This window comes from Streptomyces sp. NPDC006140 (assembly GCF_040628815.1).
Lineage (GTDB): Bacteria > Actinomycetota > Actinomycetes > Streptomycetales > Streptomycetaceae > Streptomyces.
The window spans coordinates 487,842-512,959 of the sequence record NZ_JBEXTS010000001.1 but is presented as its reverse complement, the minus strand read 5'-3'; the positions used below and the strand labels follow the sequence as shown (position 1 = coordinate 512,959).

Annotated in this window: 23 protein-coding genes, 1 tRNA gene and 1 pseudogene; 13 read left to right on the top strand and 12 right to left on the bottom strand. The window is 73.6% G+C overall.

Features of this window, described 5'->3' with window-relative positions; all coding sequences use genetic code 11:
* Positions 1-2: 2 nt before the first annotated feature.
* Both ABZ386_RS02430 and ABZ386_RS02425 read right to left on the bottom strand, forming a co-directional pair.
* Complete coding sequence (locus tag ABZ386_RS02430; protein ID WP_351332594.1) at positions 3-716, bottom strand: hypothetical protein; 714 nt, start codon at positions 714-716, stop codon at positions 3-5.
* A gap of 253 nt (positions 717-969) precedes the next feature.
* Positions 970-3,021 carry an MFS transporter gene (locus tag ABZ386_RS02425; RefSeq protein ID WP_358963229.1) on the bottom strand — a complete coding sequence of 684 codons (2,052 nt, stop codon included), beginning with the start codon at positions 3,019-3,021 and terminating at the stop codon, positions 970-972.
* Positions 3,022-3,208: 187 nt separating this feature from the next.
* Here ABZ386_RS02425 and ABZ386_RS02420 point away from each other — a divergent pair, with 187 nt between their 5' ends.
* Together ABZ386_RS02420 and cpt are read left to right on the top strand one after the other, a co-directional pair.
* Entirely contained in the window at positions 3,209-4,552 is a 1,344-nt protein-coding gene (locus tag ABZ386_RS02420; protein WP_358963227.1) for a peptidoglycan-binding protein, read from the top strand.
* A 39-nt stretch (positions 4,553-4,591) separates the two neighbouring features.
* Positions 4,592-5,112 (top strand): annotated as a pseudogene (gene cpt, locus ABZ386_RS02415) (chloramphenicol phosphotransferase CPT).
* 26 nt (positions 5,113-5,138) lie between these two features.
* On the opposite strand, the gene ABZ386_RS02410 reads toward cpt, so the two are convergent.
* Positions 5,139-5,798 (bottom strand): HAD-IA family hydrolase, encoded by a 660-nt coding sequence (locus ABZ386_RS02410; protein ID WP_356672268.1) that lies wholly within the window; start codon positions 5,796-5,798, stop codon positions 5,139-5,141.
* Positions 5,799-5,973: 175 nt separating this feature from the next.
* The gene (locus ABZ386_RS02405) at positions 5,974-6,555 is read right to left on the bottom strand and encodes a TMEM165/GDT1 family protein (protein ID WP_358963225.1); all 582 of its coding nucleotides are present in this window, start codon (positions 6,553-6,555) and stop codon (positions 5,974-5,976) included.
* Positions 6,556-6,955: 400 nt separating this feature from the next.
* Here ABZ386_RS02405 and ABZ386_RS02400 point away from each other — a divergent pair, with 400 nt between their 5' ends.
* From ABZ386_RS02400 to ABZ386_RS02385, 4 genes are all read left to right on the top strand, one after another.
* Complete coding sequence (locus ABZ386_RS02400) at positions 6,956-7,600, top strand: HNH endonuclease family protein (protein WP_351332607.1); 645 nt, start codon at positions 6,956-6,958, stop codon at positions 7,598-7,600.
* Between the two features lie 77 nt (positions 7,601-7,677).
* Positions 7,678-9,315, top strand: coding sequence for an alkaline phosphatase D family protein (locus ABZ386_RS02395; protein ID WP_358963223.1), 1,638 nt, complete (start codon positions 7,678-7,680; stop codon positions 9,313-9,315).
* A 312-nt stretch (positions 9,316-9,627) separates the two neighbouring features.
* A complete protein-coding gene (locus tag ABZ386_RS02390; protein ID WP_351333016.1) occupies positions 9,628-11,523 on the top strand; it encodes an FAD/NAD(P)-binding protein in 1,896 nt (631 codons plus the stop codon).
* 79 nt (positions 11,524-11,602) lie between these two features.
* Positions 11,603-12,052, top strand: coding sequence for a DoxX family protein (locus ABZ386_RS02385; protein WP_114251976.1), 450 nt, complete (start codon positions 11,603-11,605; stop codon positions 12,050-12,052).
* Positions 12,053-12,121: 69 nt separating this feature from the next.
* Here ABZ386_RS02385 and ABZ386_RS02380 read toward each other — a convergent pair whose 3' ends face one another.
* A complete protein-coding gene (locus ABZ386_RS02380) occupies positions 12,122-12,661 on the bottom strand; it encodes a superoxide dismutase family protein (protein ID WP_356619042.1) in 540 nt (179 codons plus the stop codon).
* 270 nt (positions 12,662-12,931) lie between these two features.
* Between ABZ386_RS02380 and ABZ386_RS02375 the strand changes: the two genes are divergently transcribed.
* Positions 12,932-13,528 (top strand): VTT domain-containing protein, encoded by a 597-nt coding sequence (locus ABZ386_RS02375; protein ID WP_351332615.1) that lies wholly within the window; start codon positions 12,932-12,934, stop codon positions 13,526-13,528.
* A gap of 160 nt (positions 13,529-13,688) precedes the next feature.
* On the opposite strand, the gene ABZ386_RS02370 is transcribed toward ABZ386_RS02375, so the two are convergent.
* Positions 13,689-13,919, bottom strand: coding sequence for a DUF2277 domain-containing protein (locus ABZ386_RS02370; RefSeq protein ID WP_351332617.1), 231 nt, complete (start codon positions 13,917-13,919; stop codon positions 13,689-13,691).
* 102 nt (positions 13,920-14,021) lie between these two features.
* Here ABZ386_RS02370 and ABZ386_RS02365 point away from each other — a divergent pair, with 102 nt between their 5' ends.
* Both ABZ386_RS02365 and ABZ386_RS02360 read left to right on the top strand, forming a co-directional pair.
* Positions 14,022-14,942: a 2-dehydropantoate 2-reductase gene (locus ABZ386_RS02365; RefSeq protein ID WP_358963221.1), complete on the top strand. Its 921-nt coding sequence runs from the start codon at positions 14,022-14,024 to the stop codon at positions 14,940-14,942.
* A gap of 105 nt (positions 14,943-15,047) precedes the next feature.
* Positions 15,048-15,401 (top strand): hypothetical protein, encoded by a 354-nt coding sequence (locus tag ABZ386_RS02360; RefSeq protein ID WP_355719394.1) that lies wholly within the window; start codon positions 15,048-15,050, stop codon positions 15,399-15,401.
* Positions 15,402-15,412: 11 nt separating this feature from the next.
* Here the strand turns inward: ABZ386_RS02360 and ABZ386_RS02355 are convergent, their stop codons facing one another.
* From ABZ386_RS02355 to ABZ386_RS02345, 3 genes are all read right to left on the bottom strand, one after another.
* Complete coding sequence (locus ABZ386_RS02355; RefSeq protein ID WP_355719397.1) at positions 15,413-16,081, bottom strand: DUF305 domain-containing protein; 669 nt, start codon at positions 16,079-16,081, stop codon at positions 15,413-15,415.
* 106 nt (positions 16,082-16,187) lie between these two features.
* A complete protein-coding gene (locus ABZ386_RS02350; protein ID WP_355719400.1) occupies positions 16,188-16,610 on the bottom strand; it encodes a DUF6153 family protein in 423 nt (140 codons plus the stop codon).
* Positions 16,611-16,688: 78 nt separating this feature from the next.
* A tRNA-Val gene (locus tag ABZ386_RS02345) sits at positions 16,689-16,760 on the bottom strand.
* A gap of 199 nt (positions 16,761-16,959) precedes the next feature.
* Between ABZ386_RS02345 and ABZ386_RS02340 the strand changes: the two genes are divergently transcribed.
* From ABZ386_RS02340 to ABZ386_RS02325, 4 genes are all read left to right on the top strand, one after another.
* Positions 16,960-17,892 carry a DUF4097 family beta strand repeat-containing protein gene (locus tag ABZ386_RS02340; protein WP_358963217.1) on the top strand — a complete coding sequence of 311 codons (933 nt, stop codon included), beginning with the start codon at positions 16,960-16,962 and terminating at the stop codon, positions 17,890-17,892.
* A 74-nt stretch (positions 17,893-17,966) separates the two neighbouring features.
* On the top strand, positions 17,967-19,370 hold the full coding sequence (locus tag ABZ386_RS02335; RefSeq protein WP_351332630.1) for a hypothetical protein: 1,404 nt from the start codon (positions 17,967-17,969) through the stop codon (positions 19,368-19,370).
* Between the two features lie 51 nt (positions 19,371-19,421).
* A complete protein-coding gene (locus ABZ386_RS02330) occupies positions 19,422-19,643 on the top strand; it encodes a zinc ribbon domain-containing protein (RefSeq protein WP_114252013.1) in 222 nt (73 codons plus the stop codon).
* A 58-nt stretch (positions 19,644-19,701) separates the two neighbouring features.
* The gene (locus tag ABZ386_RS02325) at positions 19,702-20,484 is read left to right on the top strand and encodes a DedA family protein (RefSeq protein WP_351332634.1); all 783 of its coding nucleotides are present in this window, start codon (positions 19,702-19,704) and stop codon (positions 20,482-20,484) included.
* Here the strand turns inward: ABZ386_RS02325 and ABZ386_RS02320 are convergent.
* The 3 genes from ABZ386_RS02320 to ABZ386_RS02310 are packed head-to-tail and all read right to left on the bottom strand — an operon-like array spanning position 20,405 to position 24,988.
* The gene (locus ABZ386_RS02320) at positions 20,405-21,214 is read right to left on the bottom strand and encodes an HAD family hydrolase (RefSeq protein ID WP_351332637.1); all 810 of its coding nucleotides are present in this window, start codon (positions 21,212-21,214) and stop codon (positions 20,405-20,407) included. The genes ABZ386_RS02325 and ABZ386_RS02320 overlap by 80 nt on opposite strands.
* A complete protein-coding gene (locus ABZ386_RS02315; protein ID WP_358963215.1) occupies positions 21,214-23,778 on the bottom strand; it encodes a phosphoribosyltransferase in 2,565 nt (854 codons plus the stop codon). The genes ABZ386_RS02320 and ABZ386_RS02315 overlap by 1 nt, the downstream gene beginning before the upstream one ends.
* Before the next feature lie 43 nt (positions 23,779-23,821).
* Positions 23,822-24,988 carry an HpcH/HpaI aldolase/citrate lyase family protein gene (locus ABZ386_RS02310; protein ID WP_355719415.1) on the bottom strand — a complete coding sequence of 389 codons (1,167 nt, stop codon included), beginning with the start codon at positions 24,986-24,988 and terminating at the stop codon, positions 23,822-23,824.
* Between the last annotated feature and the right edge of the window lie 130 nt (positions 24,989-25,118).

Sequence of the window (25,118 nt, the reverse complement as noted above, 5' to 3'; positions counted from 1 at the left end):
CCTCAACTCTCCTTCGCCTGACGTCGGTGCATCGCCCACGGCAGGTGCCCGCCGCGGGCGGCCGGAGCCTTGCGGCCGCCGGTCAGTCCGGCACGGTGCCGTCCGCTCTCGTGGCGTCCGCTCTCGTGCCGGCCGCCGGTGTGGCCGCCCTCGTGGCGGGCCGGTCGCACCAGCTCCTCGAACAGGGCGCGGGCCGCCACCATGGCCTCGCGCATGTCTTCCGTACCGGTGCCGCCGTCCCGGGCGTCCTCCGGGCGCAGGTGCGCCGCCCGGTGCACGCGCCGGTAGCCGTCCACGTGGTGGGCGTGGTGCACGGAGAGCGCCGCGAGCTGCTCCTCGTACTGCCCGCCGTCCGGGAAGCCCCGGGCGCCGGCCAGCTCGGCGAGCAGCCGGTCCGCCTCGGCGACCGCCTCCCGCGGCGAGTCGACGAACCGCTCCTGGGCGGCCGTCCAGCGCGCCTCGTACTGCTCGCGCTGCGCCGGCTCCAGCGGCCGCTCGCGCAGGTCGCCGTGGCGCTGCACGCGCTCGGCCAGCTCGCGCTCGGCGGCCTGGGCGTCGCCGTCGTGCCGGGCGACGACACGGTCGTACTCGGGTCCGAAGCGCCGCTTCAGGCTCGGGCCGCGCCGAGCCCCTCGGGCGCGCAGGGTCATGGCGGCCGCGATGATGACGACGACCGCCGCGATCACGATCAGAGCAATGATCAGGCCAGTGGACATGAATGCCTTCCGGGTTCTCGGCCCAACCGGCTCTCCTCGCGAGCCGGTTCGCCGCTCGGGTAGCCCGGAAGCGGGCACCCAAACGGCACCCGGGCCCGGGCGGGGCCCGGTATATCGGGCTGCGCGCCGGGCGCGGCGCCTGCCGAGAAGGCCTGTCACGAACCGGACCGTGGCGCCGGCCGAGAACGCCGCCCGTGCGCTCGGCGCAGCCCGGATCGTCGGAGCACTGGTTCAGCAAGCACCTGGCCCGAGCTCAGACGACCTGGTCCGCCGGGCGCGCCTCGTACGGCCGCTCGCGCCGCGACCCGCACAGCTCGCCGTTCAGCTCCCGCACGAGCCGCACCAGGTCGGTCGGCCGGTCCGGGCCCCACCAGTCGCCGAGCAGCTCGGCGAGGGACTCCTCGCGGGCCCGCGCCAGCCGCTCGGCGACCTCGCGCCCCTGGTCGGTCAGGACGAGATCGAGGCCCACGCGCACGGCGAGCCGCCGCTCCTCGACCTGCCGGGCGGCCTCCATGATCACGGTCAGCGGCACGGGCATGCGATCGGCCAGCACGCCCGGCTCCACCGATCCGTACCGGCGGATCCGCAGCAGCAGCCAGCTCGCCGCGGGGAGCAGGTCGTAGCCCGCCCGGGCGGTGATCTTCCGGTAGATCTCGCGCCGCCCCGCGCGGGTGCCGAGCACCGACAGGGCGCGGCACACCTCGTCGTAGGAGGACCGCTCGACGGGGTTGCTGGCCAGGGTCTGCGTGCCGTCGGGCGCGGTGACCGAGCCGCGCAGCCGGTCCTCCTTGAGGAACCAGGCCAGGACGAAGCCGAGCAGCGCGACGGGGGCGGCGTACAGGAAGACGTCCGTGATGGAGACGGCGTACGCGTGCAGGGCCGGCGGGCGCAGTCCCGGCGGCAGGGCGGCGATGCCGCGCGGGTCGGCCTCCAGCGCGCCCACGGAGACGCCGGGCGGCAGCGGGGTCCCCCGGAAGGCGTCCGTGAGCTGGTCGCCGAGCCGGTTCGCGAAGACCGTGCCGAAGACGGCGACGCCGAACGAGGCGCCGATGGAGCGGAAGAAGGTCGCGCCGGAGGTGGCGACGCCCAGGTCCTCGTACGGGACGGCGTTCTGCACGATGAGCACGAGGACCTGCATCACCAGGCCGAGGCCGAGCCCGAGGACGAAGAAGAAGCCGCTCAGCTCGGCGGTGGAGCTGTGCTCGTCGAGCTGGTGCAGCAGGAGCAGCCCGAGCGTGGTGACGCCGGTGCCGGCGATCGGGAAGACCTTCCAGCGGCCGGTGCGGCTGACGATCTGCCCGGAGGCCGTCGAGGCCAGCAGCAGGCCGAGCACCATGGGCAGCATGTGCACACCGGACATGGTCGGGCTGACGCCCTGCACGACCTGGAGGAAGGTCGGCAGGTAGGTCATCGCGCCGAACATGGCGAAGCCGACGACGAAACTGATCACCGCGGCCAGGGTGAAGGTGCGGACGCGGAAGAGCCGCAGCGGCAGCACGGGTTCGGCGGCCCGCCGCTCGACGGCCACGAAGACGGCGGCGAGGACGACGCCCAGGACGGCGAGCCCGATGATCTGCGGCGATCCCCAGCCCCAGGTCGTCCCGCCGAGCGAGGCGAGCAGCACCAGGCAGGTGGCGACGGCGGCGATGAGGAAGGTGCCCAGGTAGTCGATGACGTGCCGCTGCCCCTTGCGCGGGAGGCGCAGGACGGCGGCGATCACGGCGAGCGCGACGACCCCGACCGGCAGGTTGACGTAGAACACCCAACGCCAGCTCAGGTGCTGGGTGAACAGCCCGCCGAGCAGGGGTCCGAGCACACTCGTGGCGCCGAAGACGGCACCGAACAGCCCCTGGTAGCGGCCGCGTTCGCGCGGCGGCACCAGGTCGCCGACGATCGCCATGGACAGCACCATCAGCCCGCCGCCGCCGAGCCCCTGCACGGCCCGGAAGGCGATCAGCTGGGTCATGTCCTGCGCCGCGCCGCACAGCGCGGAACCGGCCAGGAAGATCACGATGGCGGTCTGGAACAGCCTCTTGCGGCCGTACTGGTCGCCGAGTTTCCCCCACAGCGGGGTGGCGGCGGTCGCGGCCAGCAGATACGCGGTGACGACCCACGACAGGTGATCCATGCCGCCGAGGTCGCTGACGATGGTGGGCAGCGCGGTCGACACGATGGTCTGGTCGAGGGCGGCGAGCAGCATGCCGAGGAGCAGCGCGCCGACGGAGACCAGCACGTTCCCGGGCACCTGCTCCTGGGCGGCGGTGCCCTGGGACGTCGTGCTCGCGGCGTGTGCGTCACCGGCCATGCGACCTCCCGGGGGTCCTGTGACATTTTCCATCGTGACCGCTGTGACCCGTTATGGCCCGCTGAGCCCTTTTGGAAGCGATGGTTCCGGGGGTTCGTCGAACGCACTGTGGAGGAGATCTGGATAATCTCTGAAGTTCGCGAGGGGAGCTTCGCGAGGGGGAGTTCGCGAGGGGAGGGAGGAACGCGTGGAACCGCCGAACGGCCACCCGTGCCCGGAGTGCGGCGCACCCAGACGCCCGGACCACACGCCCTCCTGCGCCTGCACCCACCGGGCCTCCGAGGCCCTGCGCGACGCCCGCACGGCCGAGGCGGCGGCAGCGGAGGACTTCGACCCGCTGCGGATCCGCCCGTACGTGGAGATCGACACCGCGGCGCCCTCCGGGCCGGGCACCCGGGCCGGGGCCGGGGAGGCGGCACGGCGACAGCCACCGTCGACGACCGCCGACACCCCGGGCACACGTCCGGGCACGGACGCCTCCCGCACCGAGCCCGGCGCGCGACCCCGGTTACAGACCGAACCGACCACGCCCTCGCGGGCAGCGGAGGAAACCCTGGGCCCGGTGCCCGGGGGCGCCCCATCCGCGTCGCAGGAGCGGGAGAACCTTGCCCGACCGTCCGAGGACACCCCGCGCGACCCCCATCTGAACACCCCCGCCGCGCCCGCACCCGCGGAAGCCTCGCCTGCCGGAAGCGCCGCCCAGGGCCCCTCGCCGTCCGCCGCCGGCGTCACCATGCCCCTGCGTCCCGTCGACCCGGACGCGACCACCGTGCTGCCGGCCGCCCCGGCCACGTCGGTGATGCCGACGCTCCTGGCGCCGGGCGCGGCCGAGCCCAGCGTCTCGGATCTGCGGCTGTTCGACGGCGGGGGCCGGGATCGGCGTACGGCGGAACCGGACGAGCCCGGCCCGAGGCCGGGCCGGCGGCGCCGTGCGGTTCTCCTCGCCGCCGCCGGCGCCTGCGTCGCGGTCGTCACTGCGGCGGGGTACGCGAGCGGGCTGTTCTCCTACGAGAGTCCGTCCCGGGACACCGCCCTGCCGGACGACATCCGGGCGAGCGTGCCGGACGCCCCGTCGAGCAGCGCGGCGTCCACGCCGCCGGAGGCGAGCGCCTCGGCCCCGCCGTCGGCCCCCGCCGCACCGCCCCCGTCGCCGTCCCGCACCGGGAGCCCGTCGCCCTCCTCGTCGCCGTCCGCGCCGAGCGCCTCGCCGAGCCCGTCCGGGTCGGCCACCCCCTCCGCCCCGCCGGCGTCCGCCACGGCGACCGACCCCGGCCGGACGTCCCCGGACGACCGCCGGATCGACGGCCCCGCCGTCCTGCGCCGCGGCGACCGGGGCCCGCAGGTCGCCGAACTCCAGCAGCGCCTGCGCCAGGTGTACCTCTACGACGAGGACGCCGACGGCTCCTTCGACGACCGCCTGGAGGAAGCGGTCCGCACGTACCAGTGGTCACGCGGCATCCGGACCGACGACCTCGGCGTCTACGACGAGGAGACCCGGGAGCGGCTGGAGTCGGAAACCAGGGAGCCGTGACCGGCCCGTCCGCCCTACGGTGACGCCGTGACTACTCAGGTGATCGTGCTCAACGGCGGATCGAGCTCGGGCAAGTCCGGGATCGTGCGGTGCCTCCAGGAGATCCTGCCCGACCCGTGGCTGGCCTTCGGCGTGGACGACTTCGTCGACGCGATGCCCGCGAGGTTGCGGGACTCGGACGCGGGGATCGTCTTCGCGGCGGACGGCGGCGTGAGCGTGGGGCCGGAGTTCCGCGCCCTGGACGCGGCCTGGGCGGAGGGCGTCGCCGCGATGGCCCGGGCCGGCGCCCGGGTGATCGTCGACGACGTGTTCCTCGGCGGACCGGCGTCCCGGCAGCGGTGGCAGCGGCCCTGGCCGGGCTCGACGTGCTGTGGGTCGGCGTCAGGTGCGACGGCGCGGTCGCCGCGGGGCGTGAGATCGCCCGGGGAGACCGGGTCCGGGGCATGGCCGCGTCACAGGCACGGCTCGTCCACGAGGGCGTGGAGTACGACGTGGAGGTGGACACGACGCACAGCGAGCCCCTGGACTGCGCACGCGCCGTCGCCGCCCGCGTCGACTGACCGGGGCACAACAGCCCCGGGCCTCCTCAACCGACGTGGAGGCGGATCGTCCCGTCCCCGACGGCCTCCACGCGTACCTTCGTGAGGTCCTGGACCACCACGTCCGGCTCGTGGACCGCGGCCCGGAGCCCGACCCCGACCACCGTCATCCCGGCGGCCCGCCCCGCCGCTATCCCGGCGCCGGAGTCCTCGAAGACCACGCAGTCCGCGGGGGCGACCCCCAGCTCGGCGGCGCCCTTCAGGAAGCCCTCCGGGTCGGGCTTGCTCGCCCCGACGGACTCCGCGGTCACCCGCACCCCGGGCAGCTCCAGCCCGGCGGCCGCCATCCGGGCCGTCGAGAGCGGCACGTCGGCGGAGGTCACGAGGGCGTGCGGCAGCCCGCGCAGCGAGGCCAGGAACTCCGGCGCCCCGGGGATCGCGACGACACCGTCCGTGTCGGCCGTCTCCTCGGCGAGCATCCGGGCGTTGTCGGCGTGGTTCTGCTCCATGGGCCGGTCGGGCAGCAGCAGCGCCATCGAGGCGTAGCCCTGCCGTCCGTGGACGACCTTCATGACCTCGTCCCCGTCGAGCCCGTGCCGCTCGGCCCAGCGCCGCCAGACGCGTTCGACCGCGGCATCGGAGTTGACCAGGGTGCCGTCCATGTCCAGCAGGAGGGCGCGGGCGGTGAGCACGGCGGTGGCCGTCATCGGCAGCTCCAAGGCTCAGGGCGCGAGACAGGGGCACGGGACGCCCCCGGAGGGACAAGGCGGCCCCGCCCGCCGGTCAGGGAAAACGGGCGGAGGCCACTTTGTTCCCCCACGGTACAAAACAAGTCCGGGTTCGCGCCAGGGGGCCCCGGCGGACGTTCACCCACTGTTCAGCTCAGCCGGTCACGGCCTCCCACAGGCTCCACACCCCGAGACCCAGCATCACCAGCGCCGCGATCTGCGTGATCAGCCGCAGCGGCACCTTCTTCATCAGGGCCTTTCCGCCGACGACGCCGAGCCCGGCCACGGCCCACAGCGCGAGCACCGCGCCCAGGCCGACGGAGAGCGGGTCGTCGTACCGGGCGGCCAGGTTCGCGGTCATGATCTGGGTGAGGTCACCGAACTCGGCGACCAGGATGAGCATGAAGCCCGCACCCGAGACCTTCCAGAAGGACTGGTTCTCCGGCTTGCGGATCTCCTCCTCGTCCTCGCCCTTCTTCAGCAGCAGCATCGCGGCGCCGCCGAGGAAGAGCACGCCGGTCAGCGCGTGCACGATCTGCTGCGGCAGCAGGGTCAGCACGCTGCCGGCCGCGACGGCGAGCGCGACGTGCAGCGCGAAGGCGGCGGCGACACCGGCGAAGACGTAGGAGGCGCGGTAGCGGGTGCCGAGGACGAGGCCGGCCAGGGCGGTCTTGTCCGGCAGTTCGGCGAGGAAGACGACGCCGAAGACGACGGCCGTCACGGTCAGGCTGATCAAGGGTTCCTCAATCGGTCGGGGCTGCCCCACCGAGAGTGCTGAGCCTGTCGAAAATTTTCGACGCGACACCTCGGCACGGCAGCACACTCGGCACCCGTGCCGTACGGCACGGGCGTGCACTGCTTGCCGAAGGTCTCGCTGGCGGGTCCGGGAAAGGACCTGCCTCCGGGCGCCGGCTCAGGCGAGCTGAGCAGTATGTCGACGGTCCGGCGAAGAGCTACTCCCCTTCTGCGCCGTCCATGGTACGCGACGCCCCTGGCGTGAAAAGTTTCCGCCCGAACCTTGTCATGTCATGGACGCGTCATTAACTTCTCACCGGGCGCACACCTGTGCGCAACACGGCACCGCGAGCATTCCCCTCGCTCGCCCGCCAACACCCCCCTCTCCACAGGGAGTTCGCATGCCCAGGTTCTACGCGCGTCGACGGCTCGGCGTGGCCGCGGCCGCCACCGCGCTCATATCGTCCGTGGCCCTCTTCAACGCCCCCACGGCCTCCGCCGCCCTCCCCACCCCGGTCAGCGGCGCCACCGCCCGCTCCTACCTCGCCACCCTCACCGTCGCCACCGAGGACCGCACCGGCTACGACCGCGACCTCTTCCCGCACTGGATCACCCAGTCCGGCGCCTGCAACACCCGCGAGGTCGTCCTCAAGCGCGACGGCACCAACGTCGTCCAGGACTCCTCCTGCGCCGCCACCAGCGGCAGCTGGTACTCCCCCTACGACGGCGCGACCTGGTCGGCCGCCTCCGACGTCGACATCGACCACCTGGTCCCGCTGGCCGAGGCCTGGGACTCCGGCGCCGACAGCTGGACCACCTCCCGCCGGCAGTCCTTCGCCAACGACCTGACCCGCCCGCAGCTCATCGCGGTCACCGACAACGTCAACCAGGCCAAGGGCGACCAGGACCCGGCCACCTGGATGCCCTCCCGGACGGCGTACCGCTGCACCTACGTCCGCGCCTGGGTCCAGGTGAAGTACTACTACGACCTCTCGGTCGACCCGGCCGAGAAGTCCGCGCTGACGAACTACCTGGCGAGCTGCTGACGCGCGTTTTCGTGTCGGAACCTCCCCGCTGACCTCCGTCGTTCCGTACCGTACGGGGCGACGGAGAGGGGATCGCCATGGCCGGACTGCGCCTCGGACCGCTGCTGAGGTACACCGACGGCTCGTCCGCGACCGTATGGGTCGAGACGAGCCGCCCGTGCGCCGCCGAGGTGCGCTGCGCCGACGGCTCGGGCGGCACGGCCAGGACCTTCCAGGTCGCGGGCCACCACTACGCGCTCGTCCCGGTGACCGGCCTCACGGCCGGTACGACCACGACGTACGAGGTATTCCTCGACGGCGCCCGGGTGTGGCCGCTGCCCGGCTCCCCCTTCCCGCCCTCGGCGATCCACGCGCCGGGCCCGGAGGGCGCCCTCCGGGTCGCCTTCGGCTCCTGCCGCTGGGCCGCCCCGCCGGCGGGCGGGCACGACCCCGTCGGCCCGGACGCCCTCGACGCGCTGGCCACCCGCCTCGCGGCCGACCCCGAGGGCGAGCGGCCGCACGTCCTGCTGCTGCTCGGCGACCAGGTGTACGCCGACGAGACCTCCGACACCACCCAGCGCTGGCTGGCGGCCCGCCGCGACCTCGGCGAACCGCCGGGCAGCGGAGTCGCGGACTACGAGGAATACACGCACCTCTACTACGAGTCCTGGCTCGACCCGCGCATCCGCTGGCTGCTGTCCACGGTGCCCAGTTTCATGATCTTCGACGACCACGACGTCATCGACGACTGGAACACCTCCGCCGCCTGGCTCGCCGACATGCGCGCCACCGACTGGTGGCGGGAGCGGCTGCTGAGCGGCCTGATGTCGTACTGGGTCCACCAGCACCTGGGGAACCTCTCCCTGGAGGAGCTGGCGGCCGACCCGGTCTACCAGCAGGTCCGCGAACTCCCCGACGGCACCGACGTGCTGCGCACCTTCGCCGCCCGGGCCGACGCCGACCCGGCCGCGGCCCGCTGGAGCTACCGGCGCGACTTCGGCCGCGTACGGCTGGTGATGGTGGACAGCCGGGCGGCCCGCGTCCTGGAGGAGGGGGCTCGGTCCATGCTCGACCCGGGCGAGGAGGCCTGGCTGCGCGAGCAGGTGCTGGACACCCCCGAGACATACGACCACCTCCTCCTCGGCACCTCGCTGCCCTGGCTGCTGCCGCACCTGGTGCACGACGCCGAGGGGTGGAACGCGGCGCTGTGCCGCGGCGAACGGGGCGCCCGCTGGGGGCGGTGGAGCGAGAAGGTGCGGCGGGCCGCCGACCTGGAGCACTGGCCGGCGTTCCCCGAGTCCTTCGCCGGGCTGGCGGAGCTGATCGCCGAGGCCGGCTCCGGGAAGGACGCCCCGGCGACGGTGTGCGTGCTGTCCGGGGACGTGCACCACGCCTATGTCGCCGAGCCGTCCTGGCCGGGCTCCGGCCCCGACGCCCGGGTGGTGCAGCTCGTCTGCTCCCCCGTCCACAACTCCGTGCCCCTGTCGATCCGGCTGGCCTTCCGGGTCGGCTGGAGCGCTCTGGCGCGCGGCTTCGGCCGCGGTCTCGCCCGGCACGGCCGCCTCTCCCGCCCGCCGGTCGGCTGGCGGAAGACGGGCGGGCCCTGGTTCGGCAACCAGCTCATGACCCTGACCCTGCGCGGCCGTTCGGCCCGGCTGCGACTGGAGCAGGCGAAGGCGCAGGAGGGGACGGGCCCGCGCCTGACGACGCTGCTGGACTCCGAGATTGCCCCGTAACACACCCGTACCGCCCGTTTGTTGCCGCTGTGACCTGTGATGCCAGTGACGCATGCCACAGCGAGCGTCAATCCTTCCCCACGGGCCCCGACTCCCGCTCCCGGCGACGGCATGATGAGGCGGACCGTCCGCTTCCCCACCGGCGGACCTCCGACACTCGCGCCCCCACGCCCTGGAGTTCCCCCCTTGTCTGCGTCGCCCGAGGAATCCGCACCGGCAGAGGCATCCATACCGGCAGAGGAATCCGCCCCGGCAGAGGAATCCGCGCCGCCCGGGACATCCGCGCCGCCCGGGAAACCGGGGTCGTTCTCCATCGCCCTGGTCGGGGCCGGGCCCCGCGGCACCAGCGTCCTGGAACGCCTCTGCGCCTCCGCCCCGGAACTCCTCCCGCCGGGCGCCCGGTTGACGGTGCACGTCGTCGACCCGGATCCGCCGGGCCCCGGCCGGGTCTGGCGCACGGCCCAGTCGTCCGAGCTGCTGATGAACACCGTGGCCTGCCAGGTGACCCTGTTCACCGACGACAGCGTGGACTGCTCCGGCCCGATCCGCCCGGGCCCGAGCCTGTACGAGTGGGCGCGCGGCGCGCTGGGCCCGGACGAGTACCCGACCCGGGCCGACTACGGCCGCTATCTGGAGTGGGTGTTCGCCGAGGTCGTGCGGGAGGCACCGGCGGCGGTGCGGGTCGAGACGCACCGGGCGCGCGCCACCCGGCTGCGGGACACGCCCGGCGGCCGCCAGGCCCTCACCCTCGACGACGGCCGCACGCTGACCGGCCTGTCCGCGGTGGTCCTGGCCCAGGGCCATCTGCCGACGACGGCCGACCCGGTCCAGCGGCGCCTCGCGGCCCACGCCGCCCGCCACGGCCTGCGGCACGTCCCGCCCGCCAACCCGGCCGACGTCGACCTGTCCGCCGTGCCCCCGGGCGAACCCGTCCTGCTGCGCGGACTCGGCCTCAACTTCTTCGACCACACGGCCCTGCTGACGACCGGCCGCGGCGGCCGTTTCGTACGCGACGACCGGGGGCTGCGCTATCTCCCCTCCGGCCGCGAGCCACGGCTCTACGCCGGTTCCCGGCGCGGTATCCCGTACCAGGCGCGCGGCGACAACGCGAAGGGGCCGTACGGCCGGCACGTCCCGCTGGTCCTCACACCGGAGGTGATCGCGGGCTTCCGCAAGCGCGCGGACTCCGGGGAGGCGCCCGACTTCCGGGCGGAGATATGGCCACTGGTGGCGAAGGAGGTGGAGACGGTCTACTACCGCGCGCTGCTGCGGCGGGCGGGGACCGCCGGGTCCGGTGCGGGGCAGGGCGGGCGGGACCGGGAGTTCGCCGACCGCTTCCTGGCCGTCCCGCACGGCGACCCCCGCGAGGCGCTGCTGCTGGACGAGTTCGGCGTGCCCGGCACCGGCCGCTGGTGCTGGGAGCGGGTCCTGCGGCCGTACGGCGGGCGGGACTTCGCGCACCCGGGAGAGTGGCGCGACTGGCTGCTGGCCTATCTGCGCCGGGACGCCGCCGAGGCCGCCCTGGGCAATGTGCGCGGCCCGCTGAAGGCGGCCCTCGACGTGCTGCGCGACCTGCGCAACGAACTCCGGCTGATCGTCGACCACGGCGGTCTCGCCGGCGCCTCCCGCCGGGACCACCTGGACGGTTGGTACACCCCGCTCAACGCGTTCCTCTCCATCGGCCCGCCCCGGCGCCGCACGGAGGAGCTCGCGGCGCTGGTGGAGGCGGGTGTGGTGACGGTGCTCGGACCCCGGTTGCAGGTGGCGGAGGAGGACGGGGCCTGGACGGCGTACTCGCCCGACGTGCCGGGCTCGGCCGTCCGTGTGAAAACCCTCATAGAGGCCCGGCTGCCCGAACCCGACCTGCGGCGCACGGCCGACGAACTGCTCGCCGGGCTGCTGCGGACCGGCCAGTGCCGCCCGCACACCGTGGACGGTTACCCAACAGGGGGGTTGGATGTGACCCGGCGCCCGTATCATCTGATTGACCGTCAAGGAGTTGCACACACAAGGCGGTTCGCGTTCGGAGTGCCGACAGAAGGCGTCCACTGGGTCACAGCGGCGGGAGCGCGTCCGGGTGTGGATTCGGTCACCCTTTCGGACGCGGACGCGGTGGCGAGAGCCGCTCTACGTGCGGCTGGGGCCGAAATCGAATCCCAGCCAGAGGCAAAGCAGTGGCCAAATGTTGAACTTGCAAGCATCAATTAGGCACACCTAACGTGGGTTACTCGTCGGTTCCGTCCCCGACCGGCCCCGCACGGGGCCGGCCAACCGAAGGAGACCCCCCATGACCGCACGCCTCAACGGCGCGCAGCCATACGCTCTCGGACTGTTCCGGATCGTCGTAGGTCTGTTATTCGCCTGCCACGGCGCCGTCGCGCTCTTCGGCGTCCTCGGCGGTGTGGACGGCAAGGGCGGCACCGCCTCGACCGGTGCCTGGCCCAACTGGTACGCGGCCGTCATCGAACTCGTGGGCGGCACCCTGGTCCTGCTGGGCCTCGGCACCCGCATCGCGGCGTTCATCTCCTCGGGCGCCATGGCGTACGCGTACTTCAAGGTCCACCAGCCGCAGGCCCTGTGGCCCATCGAGAACAGCGGCGAGGGCGCGGCCATGTACTGCTGGGCCATGTTCCTGCTGATCTTCACGGGCTCCGGCGCCTTCGGCCTGGACCGGCTGCTGGCGAAGCGCACCTCGGCGCAGGAGCAGCGGTCCGCCCGGACGCCGGTGACGGCCTGAGCCGCCCGGTCCGCTCCGACGCCGAACGGCGCCTCCCACCCGGGTGGGAGGCGCCGTTCGGCGTTTCCGCTACCCGCTCGCGGCCACCCACCCGAACGGCACCGTGAAACAGGCCACCCGGGCACCCGCGCCGCCCGGCACGTCGTGGAGGACGACCGAGGACGCCTCGCCGCGCCGGAAACCCCAGTCGTGCCGGGCGCTCGCCGCGCCCGTGCCGTGCCGGTCGGCGGTGAAGTCCAGCCAGACCTCGTTGTGCGGACCGACGTGGTGCGGATCGCCCGACGGCCGGTGCTGGTAGTGCCCGCCGGCGGCCTCCGGGTCGGCGCCGCAGGGCTTGCGGTGCACATGGACGCCGTAGGCGTGCCCGGGCTTCATGCCGGTCACCCGCAGCCGGACGGTCGTCGCGCCGCCGCGAGCCGTGCGCTGGCCGACCTCGATCCACGAGGTCGTGGGGACGAGGCTGCGGTCGTACGTCAGCGCCGGCGACCGGTCGGCGGCGCCGGGCGGGGCGAACCGGGCGTCCGTCCGCATCGCGTAGCCGTGGGCACCGCCCGGGCCGCCGGCGAACAGGGCGGTGGCGACGGCGCTCGCGCATATTCCTGCCAGCATGGTGTGTACCGTTCCTCACCTTGTGCGTGGTCACGACCCCTTTCCGTTGCTACGGGACGCCCGCGCCGACCGCCCTCCGGGACACGGCAGCCGGGTGACAACCCGGACGAGGCGCGACGAGGTGAACACTCCGTACCGAACGTACGAGCCCCCCGTGAACCACCCGTCACACCCCGGGCGTACGCTGTATGGCTGTCATGGCCACTCCTGCCGTTCCCCCCGCGACATCGCGGCACGGTCTGGCCCACGGGGGAGTCACGGGGAGTTGTGGTGCTGGAGCAGGTGGGGTCGCTGGTCGGCAGCCCATGGATCTACGCGGTGGTGGCCCTGTCCGTCCTGCTCGACGTGTTCCTGCCGGTGCTGCCCAGCGGCGTCCTGGTGATCACGGCGGCCACGGCGGCGGCCGCGGGCTCGGCGACCGACGTGCCCGACATCCTGGCGCTGACCCTGTGCGCGGCCACCGCCTCCGTCCTGGGTGACCTGGTCGCCTACCGCCTCGCCTGGCGCGGCGGGGACCGGCTGGACCGGGCGATCTCCCGGTCCCGGCGCCTGACCACCGCGCAGGAACGTCTCGGCGCGGCGCTCGCGCGGGGTGGCGGCGCGCTCGTCGTCCTCGCCCGCTTCGCCCCAGCGGGCCGCTCGGTCGTCTCCCTCGGCGCGGGCGCCGCCCACCGCCGCGCCCGCGACTTCCTCCCCTGGTCCGCTCTGGCCGGCCTCACCTGGGCGGTGTACAGCGTCGCCCTCGGCTACTTCGGCGCGCACTGGCTGGGCACGAGCTGGCTGGCGACGGCGGTGTCGGTGGCAGCGCTGTTCGCGGCGGGCGCGGGGGCGGCGTATGTGGTGCGCAGGGAGCCGCGGGCGTCGTAGGGGTGCGCTGGGGCGGGGAGCGGCGGGGGCCGTGGTCGGCGCGCTCAGGCGGGGAGTCACGGGCGTGGTAGCGGGCCCGCTCAGGCGGGGAGCCGCGGGCGGCGCAGCCCGCCCTCCCAGGCGGGAAGCCGCAGGCGAACGCAGTCGGTCCGCCGCGCGTTCAGCTCGCCCGGCGCGTTCCGGCCCCCCGTACCTCCAGGCCGTCCAGCAGTTCGGCCGTGGCCTGCGCGATGGCCTCCACCGCGCGGTCGAACACCTCCTGGTTGTGAGCGGCGGGGGCCCGGAAACCCGAGACCTTCCGCACGTACTGCAACGCGGCAGCCCGAATGTCCTCCGCCGTGGCCTCTTCGGGCAGCACGGGCGGACGCAGGGTCTTGATACTCCGGCACATGCCCCCAGTCTCGCCCGTTCGACCCCCGTGCGACAGCGACTCCTGCCATGATCGCGGAGAGGCGGCCACCATCCCGGGGCCGACCGACGAGAGGAACCCGACATGGGCAACGAACTCACCGTGGCCGTCCTGGGCCCGGGCGGCGTGGGCGGCCTGCTCGCCGCCCTGCTCTCCCGCGCCGGGCACCGCGTGATCTGCCTGGCCGGCGAGAAGACGGCCGACGCCCTGCGCACCGACGGCATCCAGGTCCGCAGCGGCCGCTTCGGCGACTTCACGGCCCGCGTGGAGGCCGGCACCCGGCTGAGCGAACCGGTCGACGCCTGCCTGATCGCCGTCAAGCACACCACCCTCGACGCCGCCCTGGAACGCGTCCCCGCGTCCGCGCTGTCCGACGGCCTCCTCGTGCCGTTCCTGAACGGCGTCGAACACCCGGCGATCCTGCGCGCCCGCTACCGGGCCGACCGCGTCGCCCCCGCCGTCATCCGCGTCGAGTCGACCCGGGTCGCCCCCGGCGTCATCGAACACGGCAGCCCCTTCGCGGAGATCGACCTGACCGGCACGGGCGTCCCCCGGTCCCGCCTCGACGCCCTCGCCGAGGCCTTCGACGCCGCCGGTCCGGCCACCCGGGTCCTGGAGGACGAGACGGCGGCCCTGTGGGCGAAGATGTCGTTCCTCGCCCCGATGGCCCTGCTGACCACCCGCCACGGCGTCCCGCTCGGAGAGGTCCGCACCCGCCACCGCGACGAACTGACCGCGCTGGTCGAGGAGACGGCCGCGATCAGCCGCGCGTGCGGCGGCCCGGCGGACCCGGCGCAGGCCCTCGCCCGCTACGACGCCTTCCCGCCGCCGATGAAGTCCTCGATGCAGCGCGACGCCGAGGCGGGCCGGCCCCTCGAACTGGACGCCATCGGCGGCGCGTTGCTCCGCGCCGCCGACCGCCACGGCATTCCGGCTCCGGTGACGGCCCGGGTGGTGGCCGAACTGGCCGCCGGGCCGGGCGGGGCGGGCTCGGGGGTGCACTGATCCGCACCCCGCCCGCAGGGGCGCCATGGCGCGGTCGGTCGCCTGTTCGCATGAACCACAGGAAGAAACTCGTCCACTCAATTCGAACAGGCGTATCATTGGGTCGTGGCAACGACCTATGACTTTCCGAGTGACCTCCTCGCCGGTCAGGAGGAACTCCATCAGGTCCGGGCCGAGCTGTCGGCCCTGTTGAAACGACTCCCGTGGTCGGTGGAGCCGCTGGACGGCTTCAGCGACGACAACGGCTGGCGCAAGGTGGAACGCCCCGCCTCCCCCGGCTGGACCGCCGACGAACAGGCCGAGGTCGAGAAACTCCGGCGGCGCGAGCACGAACTCGCGGTGTTCGTCAGCACCCACCGCTACTGGTCCGAGCTGACCGGCCCCGAGCGGGTGGCGGCCCGCTCGGAGCTGAAGCACGCGCACGAGGCTCCGCCGGAGGAGACCGACGGAGCCTCATAGCCGCTGGAGGGTCAGCCCGCGGCCCCACCGCTCCTGCCCTTGCCGAGCAGCTTGTTCATCTCACTGATCTCGGCGTTCTGCGCGGTGACGATGTCGTCGGCCATGGCCTTGGCGGGTCCGTAACGGCCCTTGCTCTTCTCGACGGTGGCCATCTCCACGGCACCCGCGTGGTGCTCGACCATCAACGCCAGGAACTTCGCGTCGAAGGCCTTGCCCGAGGACTTCTCCAGCTCGGCCATGTCCTCGTCGCTCATCATCCCCGGCATCCCGGAGTGGCCCGCGGCGGAGTGGTCCATGCCGGCGCCCGGCTCGGGGACGTCCTCGCCCCAGGCCTTCAGCCAGCCGGTCATGGTCTTGATCTCCGGGTCCTGCGCCTTCTCGATCCGCGCCGCGAGGTCCTCCACCGCGGCGGAGGAGGCCCGCCCGTCGGCGAGCCGCGCCATCTCCAGGGCCTGCCGGTGGTGCGGGATCATGCCCTGCGCGAAGGAGACGTCCTGGGCGTTGTGCTGTCCGGTCGGGGTGTCGGCACCGGCATTGGCGGAGGGGGAGGCGTGCCCCTGGTGCCCGCTGCCGGTGTCGTTACCGCCGCCGTCGCCGCCGCACGCGGTGAGGGCGGTCAGGGCGACGCCCGCCACCGCCACGAGGGCGGCCCGGCGCGTCAGGGTACGGATGCTGGTCATGCGTGAACTCCTGCTTGCTTCTGCATGCTTCTGCATGTGTGGAACGGATTCAGGACACGGCGACGCACCGCACCGGCTTCGGCACCGGCGCGGAGCGTGCGGGTGTCTAGATCCGCAGCAGTTGGAGTTCGGAGAGCGACGGCGGGGCGCGCGCACCGTCCGGACCGGCGACCGCGCGAGCCCGTACGACGTCCTCCCGTACGGGGACGGGCACCGGGTCGGCGACGAGCAAGGGCAGCACGGGCCCACCGCCGACGGCCCCCGACGCACAGGTCGCGTCGGCGTGCCGGACATGCCCGTCGTCACCGCAGTGCCCGTAGGGCATGACCTGCGGGTGGTGCGACTCCGACGCACCGTGGCTCTCGGCCGCCTGGACCGGGACCGCGTGGGCCTGAACCGGCAGACCACCACCGGGCGCCAGCCCGTGCATCCCCAGCAGCCCCACCAACAGCCCCAGCACACACAGCGCACGCCACCGCCGTACGGCGAATCGCGGGGCGCACTGTCCGGAGCTGTTCACGCCGCACATCGTAGAGAACGCCCCGGGCCGCTGTGGGCCCGGGGCGTTCTGCGACCCGGGCCTCGCAGAACCCGGATCGGAAGACGGTGGGCGCGGACGGTTTCGAACCGCCGACATCCTGCTTGTAAGGCAGGCGCTCTACCCCTGAGCTACGCACCCGGCTCCCGGGTCACGCGCCCAGGACGAGTCGACAGCCTACATTGCCCGGGGCGCGGTCCCGCAAACCCGTATCGGGGGCCGTGCCGGGGGTTAACCCCACCGTTGATCCGGGAGCGGCCCGGATCCCCCGGCGGGCCCCGGATCCCTACGGTCGTAGAGCGCCCGAGAGCGCCCGTCGTCCGTCCAGGGGGAGATCGTCATGGCCCGCAGCACTCGCACCGCCGGCACCACCCGCAGCACGCGCACCACCCGCAGCACCCGCTCCCTCCCTGCCCGTGCGGTCGCCGTCGCCGGTGCCGTCGTGGTGCTGGTCTCCGCGCTGAGCGCCTGCGGGGCGTCCGCCGGGGACGACACGGACCCGGACCGCCGGTCCTTCGACCTGGAGGGCCGCACGCTCACCGTGGACTCCGACGACTCGGCCCTGGAGATCGTCGCCGCCGAGGACAACCCGGCGGGCAGGATCGAGGTGACCCGGTGGTTCCAGGGGTCGGTCGTCATCGGCAAGGACCCCAAGGTCACCTGGTCCATGCGGGACGACCGGCTGGTGCTGCGGCTGAAGTGCTCCGGCGTCGTCGCCGACTGCTCGGCCAGGCACCGCATCGAGGTGCCGCGCGGCGTCACCGTGAAGGTCCAGGACGGCGACGGCAGCGTGCGCGCCCGGGGCTTCCGGGACCCGCTGAGCATCCGCACGGGCGACGGCTCCGTCCGCGTCACCGACACCACCGGTCCCCTGAACCTGCGCACCGGCGACGGGTCCATCCGCGTCAGCGAGGCCACCGGCCGGCTGGAGCTGCGCGCCGACGACGGTTCCATCCGCGTCAGCGACGCCACCGGCCCGCTTCGGATGCGCACCGGCGACGGGTCCATCCGGGCGGACGTCTCCTCCCGTGACGTCCGCACCCACACCGGTGACGGCTCGGTCCGCCTCGAACTCGGCGTCGTACCGGACCGTGTCGAGTCCCGCAGCGGCGACGGGTCCGTGACCATCGCCGTGCCCCGGGCCGGCTACCGGGTGACCACCGAGACCGGTGACGGCGGCGTGGACGTGTCCGTGCCCCGCGACGCGACCAGCCGGCACGTGGTGTCCGCCCGGACCGGCGACGGCAAAGTCACGGTCCGAACCGCGAACTGATCGGCCCGTGTGTTCGTCCTTAACCGGTGGGAGAATGACACGGGGCAGGGTGGACCACAGCACGGGAGAGGGATGTGACGGCGACACCAGCGCAGCCGTACTCGCCGTCGGTGCCGCGCGCACATCGTCCGCGCCGCCGCCTCCCCCGCACCCCCGGCCCGCTCCGGGACACGCTCACCCTGACCGTGCTGCCCCTGCTGGCCGCCCTGGCCCTGCCCGCCGCCTTCGCGGGCGGCGGCACCCGGCGCTGGTTCGGCGGCCGGGCCGAGGGCCAGCGGGCCGAGGCACAGGCCGCGAAGGACGCCGCCGCGGCCGCCTTCTACGAGCTGGACACCGCCCAGCGCGATCTGCGCATCTCGATCGAGACGATCACCGCCGTCGACGATTCGCCCGCCGCCCGGCGCGCCGTCACCGACTTCGACGCCCTCGGCCGCCGCATCGACGAGGCCAGCAGCCGGTACATCAACGCCGTCGACGCCCACGACCTCGACCGCGACGACCTGGAGGCCTCGGCGGCCTCCCGCGCCCGCTCCGAGCTGACCGCCGCCAAGGAGGAGCTCGGCCGGGTCAAGCAGGAGCTGGACCGCTTCGCCGACGGCCTCGGCCCGCTGCTCGGCAAGGCCGAGACCCAGCTGGCCCGCCTCGCCCCCGCGGTCGAGCGTGCCCGCCAGGGCCTGCTGGCCGCCTCCGACGCCCTCGACGCGGTGCGCGCCTCCGGCCTGAAGGCGGACGACCTCGCCGCCCGGCTCGCCGCCCTCTCCCCGGAGCTGACCAAGCTGAACCAGGGCGCCGGACAGCACGGCGTACCGCAGACCCTGGAGCGCGCCGAGCGGGTCACTCGGGAGGCCGAGGCGGTCCGCGTGGAGGCCGAGCGGCTGCCCGGCCGGGCCGCCGAGATCGACCACCGGCTCGTCTCCCTGCGCACCCGCGCCCAGGCCCTCACCACCCGCTCCGAGCAGGTCCCGCCGATCCTGAGCGAACTGCGCCGCCGCTTCACCGTGGCCTGCTGGCAGGACCTGCAGCAGGTCCCCGACGTCGCCGTCGAGAACGTCCGCCGTGCCGAGGTGAAGCTGGCCGAGGCCCGCACCGCCCGGGACGAGCAGCGCTGGGCCGACGCGACGGCCCTGCTGTCGACCGTACGGGCCCTGCTGAACACCACCGACGAGGCCGTCTCGGCCGCCGGCGACCGGCTGCACCGGCTGAACGCCGTGCAGAAGGACCCCCAGCAGGAGATCGACCGCACCCGCTTCGCCATCCGCGACGCCCAGCGCCTCGCCATGGCCGGCCGCAACACCCCCGACCCGCGTCACGCCCGGCCCCTGGACGACGCGGTGGCGCGCCTGGAACGCGCCGTCGCCACCCTGGAGGGCCGCCACCCCGACTACTGGCACTTCCTCACGGAGACCGAAGGGGTACGCCGGGCGGTGGCCGACGTGGTCTCCCGGATCCGCGAGGAACGCGGAGCAGCCGGCCACTGAGCCCGCTCCCGAGCCCTGCGACAGCCGCGGCAGGCCGGTTAACCTGTGCGCATGCCTCGCTACGAGTACCGCTGCCGGACCTGCGGCGACACCTTCGAACTGAGCCGTCCCATGGCGGAGTCCGCCGCCCCCGCGGCATGCCCCTCGGGTCACGACGACACGGTGAAGCTCCTCTCCACGGTCGCGGTGGCCGGCTCGGCCTCCGCCCCGGCCCCGGCGCCCCGCGCGGGCGGCGGAGGCGGCGGCTGCTGCGGTGGCGGCTGCTGCGGCTGACGTCCCCCCGGTCTCTTTCCTCAGGATCCCTTCAGGTCCGGTCTCCTAGCGTGGCGGCATGACAGCCATCGCCGCGGACGCCGGACCGCAGTGGGTCAACGACCTCATGGACGCGCTGGGCGCGCCGGGTGCCGGTCTCGCCATCGCCCTGGAGAACCTGTTCCCGCCGCTGCCCAGCGAGGTGATCCTGCCGCTCGCCGGGTTCGCCGCGAGCAGCGGGCGGATGGGCCTGCTCGCCGTCCTGCTGTGGACGACGGCCGGTTCGGTGATCGGCGCGCTCGCGCTGTACGGGGTCGGGGCGCTGCTCGGCCGCGACCGGACGGTGGCGATCGCGGGCCGGCTTCCGCTGGTGAAGGTGTCGGACATCGAGAAGACCGAGGCGTGGTTCCTGAAGCACGGCACCAAGGCCGTGTTCTTCGGCCGGATGATCCCGATCTTCCGCAGTCTGATCTCCGTGCCGGCGGGTGTCGAGCGCATGCGCCTGCCGGTGTTCCTGGGGCTGACCACGCTGGGCAGCGCGATCTGGAACACGGCGTTCGTCCTCGCGGGCTACTTCCTCGGCGCGAACTGGCACCAGGTCACGGACATCGTCTCGGCCTACTCCAAGGTGGTCCTCGCCGTGGCGGCCGTGGCGGTGGCGGCGTTCATCGCGGTACGGCTGCTGCGGCGCCCCAAGGGGACGCGCCCCGAAGGGGCGCGGGGAACCGCGCGACAAGCCACCGGGCAGCCGCACCCGCACGACGACCAGGACACCCGAGTCCTCAGGCGCCCCGTACTGCCCCCAGAAACTCCCGCAGGATCCGCTCCCCGGCGAGGACACCCCGGTCGGGAAGCACCCTGACCGAGGGAGCCGTGAAGCCGGTGTCGGCCAGCTCTCCGTGACCGGGCCGCCAGCCCTGGTCCGCCGCGAGGAGCAGGTCGGTGTCGAGCAGGGAGTCACCCGCGGCGAGCGTGAGATCGGCCCCGGTCCGCCGGGCGATCTCGCGCATCGCCGCGCTCTTGGTGAGCGGCTTGGGCACGGCGTAGATCTTGCGGCCCTGGAGGGACACCGTCCAGCCGCGGTTCTCCGCCCACACCGCGAGTTCCTTCACCCAGTCCTCGTCCAGCAGTTCCCGCTCGACGACGAGGTAGGCGAAGAGGTCGTCGGCGACGCGGTGCTTGCGCACCCAGACCGGGTCGGCGGCCCGCAGCAGGTGCTCCTGCACCTCGGCCAGGGGCGCGCACTGGTCGGCCAGCCGCGCGGTCACCTGCGCGTGCCAGTCGGGGTCGGAGACGCCGTCCACCATGAGGTGCCCGCCGTTGGCGCAGATCGCGTACGTCGGCTCCGGGCCCGGCAGGTTGATGCGCTGGTACTGCTTGCGGGTGCGGGTCGTCGTCGGCACGAACACGGCCGCGTCGCCCAGGTCGGTGAGGAGCCGGGCCGCCGTCTCGGTCATGTAGGACAGCGGCTTGCTCTCGTGCACCTCCACGCACAGCAGCCGGGGCGCCCGCGCGTCGGGCATGGTCAGCGCCAGGGCCGCGGAGGAGTAGATCAGGGTGCGGTCGAGGTCGCTCGCGACGAGTACGGGCATCAGACCGTCACCGCCTTGCCGTCGGCGCCGGTGGCGCCCCGGGTGTACTTGGGGTGGATCAGGCCGACGCAGGTGTAGGGCAGGTCGGCCACCTCCTCGACGGGCACGCCGCGTTGCTCGGCGAGCAGGCGGACGTGGTCGAGGTCGCTGCCCGCCCCGGCGCGTGCCAGGACCTTCCAGGGCACGCGGCGCAGCATGACCCGGGTGGTCTCGCCGACGCCGGGCTTGACGAGGTTCACGTCGTGGATGCCGTACTCCTCACTGATGCGTTCGACGGCGGCCCAGCCCTCCCAGGTGGGCGAGCGGTCGGCGGCGAGCAGTTCCTTGGCCTGGGCGCAGGCCGCGTCCGCGACCTCGGGGAAACGGGCGGAGACGGCGTCCAGGAAGGCCACCGAGACGTCGGTGGCGGCGAGTTCGCGGTAGAACTTCGCGCCGTGGTAATCGTGCGGGCCCACGAGGTCCGCGCGCAGCACGGTCCGTGAGATCAGGCCGGAGACGGTGGAGTTGAGGCAGGCGGAGGGGATGAGGAAGTCCTCGCGGGTGCCGTAGGTGCGTACGCAGGAGCCGGGGTCGGCCAGGACGGCGATCTCCGGGTCGAAGCCGGTGATGCCGTCGGACTTCTCGAACTCCGTGAGCGCCTGGGCGAGTTCGCGGGTGATGGCGCCCTTGCCGGTCCAGCCGTCGACGAAGACGACGTCCCGGGGGTCGTGGTGTGCGGCGAGCCAGCGCAGCGCGTTGGCGTCGATGCCGCGGCCGCGGACGATCGACACGGCGTAGTGCGGCAGGTCGAGGCCGTGCCGGTGCTGGGCCCAGCGGCGCATCAGGATACCGACGGGTGTGCCGGCGCGGGCCAGGGAGACCAGGACCGGGCGCGGGGACCGCTCGGCGAGGACGGTCTCGGTGACGACGCCGACCGCCCGGGCGATCCGGGCCGCCGACTCCTCCAGCGCGGAGTGGAACAGCTCCTGGTACTGCTCGCTGGGCTGGTACTCCACGGGCAGCGACTCCGCGTAGTGCGCGCCGCCGCTCTGGATGGCCTCCTCGCGCTCCTCGGTCGGCGCCTCCAGCGTCACGTCCGAGAGGTCCTGGAGCAGCCAGCCGACCTCCTCGGGCGCGTACGAGGAGAAGGCGGGGCCGCGGAGGGGCTCGGGCAGCATGGAGGGCCTTTCGGGGGCGGGCCGGGTCCCGGGGACGTACGACGGGACGACGGCGAGGAGGACCCGCGGCGTGTGCGCGGCGAGCCGGGCCAGCAGGCCGTCGGGCGCGTGCAGCGCGGGGGTGTCCCCGGCCGAGTCGACGACGGCGACGACGGCGTCGAAGCCGGCGCCGGCGACGTTGTAGGCGTACCGCTCGCCGGGGCCGTCGGCGGGGTCGTCGTGGGCGGGGAAGACCAGGCGGGTGCGTATCGCGTAGCCGGGGTCGTCGACGGCGAGGACGGGCGAACGGGTGGTGGTGGAGTAGCGCACCTCGGCGTCCGTGGTCCGCTCCAGGGCCTCGGCGAGCCGCAGCGGGGCGTACATCAGCTCCTCGAAGCCGAGCACGAGCACGCGGCGGGCGCCGGCGGGCAGCGCCTCGGCGATCCGGGCCGCCATTCCGGGCAGGGCGGCTTCCAGCCGGGCGCGGTGCGCCGGGGTGAAGCCGTGTCGTCCCCCGTCGGGGAGCCCGGCGGGCCAGCGGAGGTCCACGCGGGTGATGTGGGGGCCGGTGCCGTTGTCGTCCGGGTGCGGGCCGGTGGGGGCTGGTCGCGCAGTTCCCCGCGCCCCTGAGGGGTTGACCTCCTGGTCTGCCTCGACGGCAACGCCGTTGTCCGACGAACCCTCCGACTCGTACCGCGCCACCAGCTCGCGCCCCTTCTCCAGCACCCCCTCGGGCAGCCGCACCGTCCCCGAGGCCGCTGTCACGAGATCCACCCGCGCGCCGATCTCACGGGCGAAGTCCTCCAGCCGCCCGGCGTCCGCCGCCGACCGCATGTCGACCAGCGCCACCACCACGTACCGCCGCCGCGGATACCGCGCGTGGAGGTCCCGGATGGTGTTCAGCACCGTGTTCCCCGTGGAGAACTCGTCGTCGACGAGGACCAGCGGCCCGGCGCCGGTGAGCAGCGCGGGGTCCTCCGGCAGCAGCAGGTGCGAGGTCGCGTGCGAGTGGGACTCCTCGAAGCCGCCGGCCGGGGCGAGGCCGGCGACCGGGCGGCGGGTGGAGTGCAGACAGGGGGCGAGGCCCAGCCCGTCGGCGACGGAGTGGCCGAGGCCGGTCGCGGTCTCCGCGTAGCCGAGGACGACCGCCGCGCGTGCCTCCTCCTCGCCCAGCAGGTCACGGACCCGGCGGCCGAGCCCGACCCCGTGGCCGTACACGACGGACGGCGACTGCGGCACGTGCTTGCCCAGCACGTTCGACACCAGCAGGTGGGCCCGCTTGGGGTTGCGGCGCAGCGCCAGTCCCAGCAGGTCGGTCAGGTGGTCGTCACCGGCCAGCTCGACGCCGAGCCGCTCGGCGACCCAGCTGCCCGACCAGACTCCGTCGCGCACCTCGTGGTGCGGCCCCTCGTTCACTGCCTTCTCCATGGATTCCCTGCGTCGCGTTCACCGGTGTACCTGACTCGAAAACTCAGCTCGGCAGCCCCGCCGCGAGCAGTTCCACGAAGCCGATGTCCTCGTTCGCCACGCCGAAAACCTCGGCACGCAGCAGGGTCCGCTCGGCCCAGGCCCGATGCGGCTTCACCTCGTTCATCTTGTTCGTGTAGGCCGACCTCAGGACACCCCCGCCGCCGCGCTCGGGGCGCAGGATGTCCTGGGCGTCCGAGAACTCCTCGTGGCTGACGACCGACAGGGCGTGTACCGGCAGCACGTGCGAGGGGTGGATGCAGGTCTTGCCCAGCAGGCCGTTGGCGTGGTCCAGGGAGATCTCCCTGAGCAGGCCGTCCATGGCGTGCTCAATCAGCTTCGCGCGCAGGTCCGCGGCCTGCACCTCCAGGAAGGGGCTCTGCCGCAGCTGCGGCTTGAACATGCGCTCCTGGACCCGGAAGTACTCCCACACCGGCCCGGTGACCGTGAAGCCGGTGCCGTCGGCGCGGCCCAGCATGTTCACCACGTCGGCGATCACGGAGGCGACGATCTGCACGTCGTAGGCCGTCATGTCGGGGCCTCTGCGCAGCCCGTAGGAGGAGCAGAAGTCCGTCACGCCGAGGCGCAGGGCGAGGACGCGGTCGCGGTACTTGTCGATCGCGCGGGAGATGCCCTCCAGGGTCTCCACGCGGGTCTCCCGGTACAGCAGCTCCGGCGACTCCAGCACCGGCATGGCGAAAAGGCGACGGCCGCTCTCGGCCTCGGCGGTCGCCAGGGCCTCCAGGAACGGGATGCCGCGTTCCTCGGTGAACTTGGGCAGCACGAATCCGGACAGCAGGCGGACGGCGGGGCCGAGGCGTCGCACCAGGTCGGGGATCTGCTCGGGGGCGCGGACCCGGATGAACAGCAGCGGCAGGTCCGCGTCGGGGAGGCCGGCGAGGGCGCCGAACTGGCGGACCAGGTTCTCCTCGCCGGGGCCGACGTCCGCGTCGTCGATCGAGTCCTCCAGGCACAGCACCATCGACACCACGCCGCGTCCGCCCTGCTTGAGGACGTCGTCGGCGAGACGCGGCCGGGTGGCCGGGCTGTAGAGCGTGGCGCCCAGGGCGGCCGAGAGCAGACGGGCCGGGGAGTCCGGAGTGAACACGCACGGCTCGCGGTGGAAGAGACGCTTCCGCACCTCAGGGGCGATGTGCCCGAAATGACGCATGGAACTCCCCCGTGGTGGTTGTGCGACCTGCGAATCGTCGAAAGCTGGCCGGTAATAGTACGTAGAAGTCCATGTCAGAGGTTCCCGTCAGGCATGAATTTCAGGTAACGCGGGCAAGCACAGCCAGGCC

Excerpts from the sequence above, each read along its gene's own strand:
- ABZ386_RS02355 (WP_355719397.1), bottom strand. The coding sequence starts at position 16,081 with ATGACCAGCATCCGTACCCTGACGCGCCGGGCCGCCCTCGTGGCGGTG.
- ABZ386_RS02380 (WP_356619042.1), bottom strand. The coding sequence starts at position 12,661 with ATGCTGGCAGGAATATGCGCGAGCGCCGTCGCCACCGCCCTGTTCGCC.
- ABZ386_RS02365 (WP_358963221.1), top strand. The coding sequence starts at position 14,022 with ATGGGCAACGAACTCACCGTGGCCGTCCTGGGCCCGGGCGGCGTGGGC.
- ABZ386_RS02320 (WP_351332637.1), bottom strand. The coding sequence starts at position 21,214 with ATGCCCGTACTCGTCGCGAGCGACCTCGACCGCACCCTGATCTACTCC.
- ABZ386_RS02325 (WP_351332634.1), top strand. The coding sequence starts at position 19,702 with ATGACAGCCATCGCCGCGGACGCCGGACCGCAGTGGGTCAACGACCTC.
- ABZ386_RS02330 (WP_114252013.1), top strand. The coding sequence starts at position 19,422 with ATGCCTCGCTACGAGTACCGCTGCCGGACCTGCGGCGACACCTTCGAA.
- ABZ386_RS02410 (WP_356672268.1), bottom strand. The coding sequence starts at position 5,798 with ATGACGGCCACCGCCGTGCTCACCGCCCGCGCCCTCCTGCTGGACATG.
- ABZ386_RS02395 (WP_358963223.1), top strand. The coding sequence starts at position 7,678 with ATGGCCGGACTGCGCCTCGGACCGCTGCTGAGGTACACCGACGGCTCG.
- ABZ386_RS02425 (WP_358963229.1), bottom strand. The coding sequence starts at position 3,021 with ATGGCCGGTGACGCACACGCCGCGAGCACGACGTCCCAGGGCACCGCC.
- ABZ386_RS02370 (WP_351332617.1), bottom strand. The coding sequence starts at position 13,919 with ATGTGCCGGAGTATCAAGACCCTGCGTCCGCCCGTGCTGCCCGAAGAG.
- ABZ386_RS02310 (WP_355719415.1), bottom strand. The coding sequence starts at position 24,988 with ATGCGTCATTTCGGGCACATCGCCCCTGAGGTGCGGAAGCGTCTCTTC.
- ABZ386_RS02400 (WP_351332607.1), top strand. The coding sequence starts at position 6,956 with ATGCCCAGGTTCTACGCGCGTCGACGGCTCGGCGTGGCCGCGGCCGCC.
- ABZ386_RS02430 (WP_351332594.1), bottom strand. The coding sequence starts at position 716 with ATGTCCACTGGCCTGATCATTGCTCTGATCGTGATCGCGGCGGTCGTC.
- ABZ386_RS02350 (WP_355719400.1), bottom strand. The coding sequence starts at position 16,610 with ATGTGCGGCGTGAACAGCTCCGGACAGTGCGCCCCGCGATTCGCCGTA.
- ABZ386_RS02315 (WP_358963215.1), bottom strand. The coding sequence starts at position 23,778 with ATGGAGAAGGCAGTGAACGAGGGGCCGCACCACGAGGTGCGCGACGGA.
- ABZ386_RS02340 (WP_358963217.1), top strand. The coding sequence starts at position 16,960 with ATGGCCCGCAGCACTCGCACCGCCGGCACCACCCGCAGCACGCGCACC.
- ABZ386_RS02385 (WP_114251976.1), top strand. The coding sequence starts at position 11,603 with ATGACCGCACGCCTCAACGGCGCGCAGCCATACGCTCTCGGACTGTTC.